General features: G+C 70.2%; 3 protein-coding genes. All 3 read right to left on the bottom strand.

The window, feature by feature from the left end; genetic code table 11:
- Positions 1-239 precede the first annotated feature (239 nt).
- Genes VF468_05470 through istA form a run of 3 tightly spaced genes read right to left on the bottom strand, consistent with a single transcriptional unit; the run spans position 240 to position 3,141 of the window.
- Positions 240-713 (bottom strand): hypothetical protein, encoded by a 474-nt coding sequence (locus tag VF468_05470; protein ID HEX5877761.1) that lies wholly within the window; start codon positions 711-713, stop codon positions 240-242.
- Entirely contained in the window at positions 710-1,546 is an 837-nt protein-coding gene (locus VF468_05465; GenBank protein HEX5877760.1) for an ATP-binding protein, read from the bottom strand. The genes VF468_05470 and VF468_05465 overlap by 4 nt, the downstream gene beginning before the upstream one ends.
- Positions 1,543-3,141, bottom strand: a complete 1,599-nt coding sequence (gene istA, locus VF468_05460) for an IS21 family transposase (protein ID HEX5877759.1) — start codon at positions 3,139-3,141, stop codon at positions 1,543-1,545. Before istA ends, VF468_05465 begins: the two co-directional genes overlap by 4 nt.
- Positions 3,142-3,394: the final 253 nt, after the last annotated feature.

The following is a 3,394-nucleotide window of genomic DNA, read 5'->3' as shown; positions in this document are numbered from 1 at the left end:
CCGCCGCGCCGATCTGCGCGACCGCATCCCCGACCACCCCGCCGGTCGGCGTCAACCGGTCCAGATCGCAGCCGCCGGCGGCTCGGTGTCACTTGCCACCGTGAAGGGACCACCGTCTTGCCACGAGCATGGGACCACCTGGGGCGGGTTGAGCATGCCGTGAGATCGGCCGGCGGGTCAAGTTGCCGGCCGCGGTCGGTTGGGCCTCGCCGGTCCGGGAGGTGGCCGCCCGTGTCGGTTTAGAGTTGCGTGGTTCGAGCGGGAGGACGCACGGGTGGTCGGCGGCGCTCGGATATCGACGTCCTGGTTGCGGTCGCTGGTTGGCTGGGGTGGTTGATGGTGCGGTCGGGTCGGGTGGCACCGAGGTGAGCCAGACACTGTTGTGCGCGGGCCAGCGCGTGGGCCAGGTCGTGCGCGGCGTCGCCGGCGTCGGTCATCTGGGCGGTTGCTTGCCAGACGGTCGGGCCGGGATCGGCGTGGTTGTCGGACCGGACGCGATCGGCGTCGTGTTCGGCGTGGAGCCAGCGGCCGAGCTGGTTCAGCAGTTGCGGCAGACCGTCGACGAGCAGGACGAGTTCGGCGACGAGCCGGTAGAGCTGCGTCGGCCCGGTGAAGGCGTCGGGGCTGCGGGTGCGGTGGTTCAGAGCGCGGACGGCCTCGGCCGCAGATTCGGCGAGTTCGACGGTGCTGGGCCGGGTTTCGGGATCGTTCATGGCCGGTCACCACTCGCCGACCGGTGGCCGCCCACCGGGTTGTGGCGTTGCCGGTAGGACGGTCCTTCCAGGATCAGGGTGTGCGCGTGCCCGGTCAGCCTGTCGACAGCCGATTGGGCCAGAAGTTGGTCCGATGTCATGGACAGCCACTCGCCCGGGTCACGATTGCTCGTCACCACCGTTGCGACGGCCCTGGCGTGCCGTTCCACGCAGAGTTCGTAGAAGTCGACGGTGGTGGTCGCGTCGAGCGCCTTGAGCGCGAAATCGTCGATGATCAGCAGGTCCAGGCGAGTCAGTCGGCGGAACTCGGCCTCCAGGGTCTGGTCCAGCCGGGCGCCGCGCAGCCGGGTGAACAGCTTCTCCGCCCGGATCATCTGCACGGTCAGCCGCCGACGGACCGCGATGTGCCCCAGCGCGGTGGCCAGATGGCTCTTGCCCACCCCGACGGCTCCCAGGACCAGCAGGTTGTGCCCGGCCTCGACGAACCGCAGGGTGGTCAGGTCCGACAGCAGTTGCCGGTCGTAGATCAGGTTCTCCGGTTCGGTCCAGGTCTCCAGCCGCATCAGCGGCAGCAGCCCGGCGCGGGCGGCCCGGGCGGCGGCGGACCGGGCGTCGCGGCGGGACACCTCGTCGGCGAGCAGCTGTTCCAGGAACTGGTGATGACTGAGCTGCCGGCTCTTGGCCAGCGAGAGCCGTTCCGGGAGGGTGTCTTTCATCCCGGACAGCTTCAGGGTGCGCAGCAGCGTGAGCAGGTCCGTGCCGATCGGGTCGACCGGTCCACCGGCCGACGAGGCCCCGGCAGGGTTGATGGTGGTGGTGTGGGTGGTGGTCATTCGGTGGGCTCCGCGGTGGTGGGGTCGGGGACGAGGTGCAGCCGGCGGCGGCCGGCCGGGGTGAACTCGGACGGGTCGCGGGCGAACCGGCCGGCCGGGTGTCCGGCGGCCGCCGGCAGGTCCGGAGCGGCCGTTTCGAGGGCCTTGGCGAGCATCGCGGCGATCTTGGTGACGGACACGACGTCCAACTCCAGGGCGGTGCGGCAGGCCGCGTCCACCGTCGCGGCGTCGTAGCGGCGGACCAGCGCCAGCAGCCGGTAGACCGCACGCATCCGGGTCCAGGGCAGCTTGTCGTCCAGCAGCCGGAACACGTAGATGCCGATGTGCCGGCCGTGCTTGTCGGCGGTGCGCTGCAACCGTTCCAGGTCGCGCATGGCGTACCCGGTGCGTTCGGTGGGTAGGTCCGCCGGGTCGGTGTGCCGGCCGCCGGGCCGCTGCCGGGGGTGGGTCTTGATCAGTTGGCCGCGGTGGTACAGCTTGACCAGCGCCGAGTCCGCGCGGGCGTCCAGTTGAACGCCGATGTAGGCGGAAGGCAAACTGTAGAGCGCTTTCCCGATCTCACAGTGGTGGTCCCGGTGCACCTTGACCGACCGGAACAGCGGCACGTCGTAGACCGGTGGGACCGGCAGCAGCAGCGGCGCCTCGAGCTCGTCGAACACCTCCAACGGGCGGGCCGCGGTCGTGCCGTGGATCCGCATCCCGGCCTTCTCGGTGCACCAACGCCGGGCGGCCTGCTGCGCCGCGTCCAGACTGGGGAAGTCCTCGCCGTCGAAGAAGTTCGACCGGACATACTGCACAGCCCGTTCCACTCGTGGTTTATCCTGTGGCCGGCGGACTCTCGCCGGGTCGGTGACGAAACCCGCGTGTTGGGAGTAGTCTAGCCAACCGACCGACAACCGCGGGTTCACCGGGTCTGCGTCGATCACCACCGGCTTCAGGTTGTCGGGCACGAGAACCTTGAACACGCCACCGAAGTGGAGCCAGGCGGCCTCGCAGCCGGCGATCACATCGGCCAGCGTCTGCCCGTACGACAGATGGACGTACATGTGCCGCGAATAGACCGCCGTCAGGATCAGCGCATGCACCTTCCGCCGCCGGCCGGTCTCCGCGTCGGTGATGAACCCCATCTGGGCGAAGTCGATCTGACACTCGACCCCCGGGTCCCCGTCCGCGACCCGGACCGTCGTGCCACGCACCCGGAACCCGCACTCCGCGACCGCGAACCGGTGCAACGTGCGGTACGGCACCACCGTGCCCGACCGGGCAAGCAGCTCCTCGATCTTCACCAGCGTCTTGCCGTCCTTGACCCACCCGGCGACGTCGGCCCGGCGCGCCGCCAACGCCTCCCAGGCCGCGCCGTGACCGTTCGGACGGGCCGGCCGTACCCGCTCGACCACCGCGCCGATCAACACGTCGCACAACGCCGCCTGGCCGGCATCCCGAACCAGCCCGGCGGCCTGCGCCGCCTCGACGTACCGACGCGCCGTCTTCCTGTCCACTCCGGCGCGTTCGGCGATCGTGCGTAACCCACCCCCGTCCAGCCACCCTCGTAGCACCTCACGGATCTCCACCACATCGACCTCCCGGAACGCCACTGGACCTCCACGTCTGGGCAACAGAACGTGCAGATCGAACAAGCGCCCCGACCACCCGGCGTCACGACACGCCGGTGGTCCCATAACTGGCAGAGGTGGTCCCATGACCGTGGCAGAAACCGGCCTCAGGTGGTCCCTTCACGCTGGCAGGCGACACTCGGTGTTCCACCCAGGCGAAGGCCACCCGAATCGCCTCGGCATGCGCCTGGAACCGCCGCAGCCAGCCCCGCACCGTCGAGGCCGGGCGGCCGGC

This window comes from Actinomycetota bacterium (genome assembly GCA_036280995.1).
In the GTDB taxonomy this organism is placed as follows: Bacteria; Actinomycetota; CALGFH01; order CALGFH01; family CALGFH01; genus CALGFH01.
This window is presented reverse-complemented; position numbering and strand designations above follow the sequence as displayed.

Coding starts and splice junctions, on each gene's coding strand:
- VF468_05465 (HEX5877760.1), bottom strand. CDS start 1,546: ATGACCACCACCCACACCACCACCATCAACCCTGCCGGGGCCTCGTCG.
- VF468_05470 (HEX5877761.1), bottom strand. CDS start 713: ATGAACGATCCCGAAACCCGGCCCAGCACCGTCGAACTCGCCGAATCT.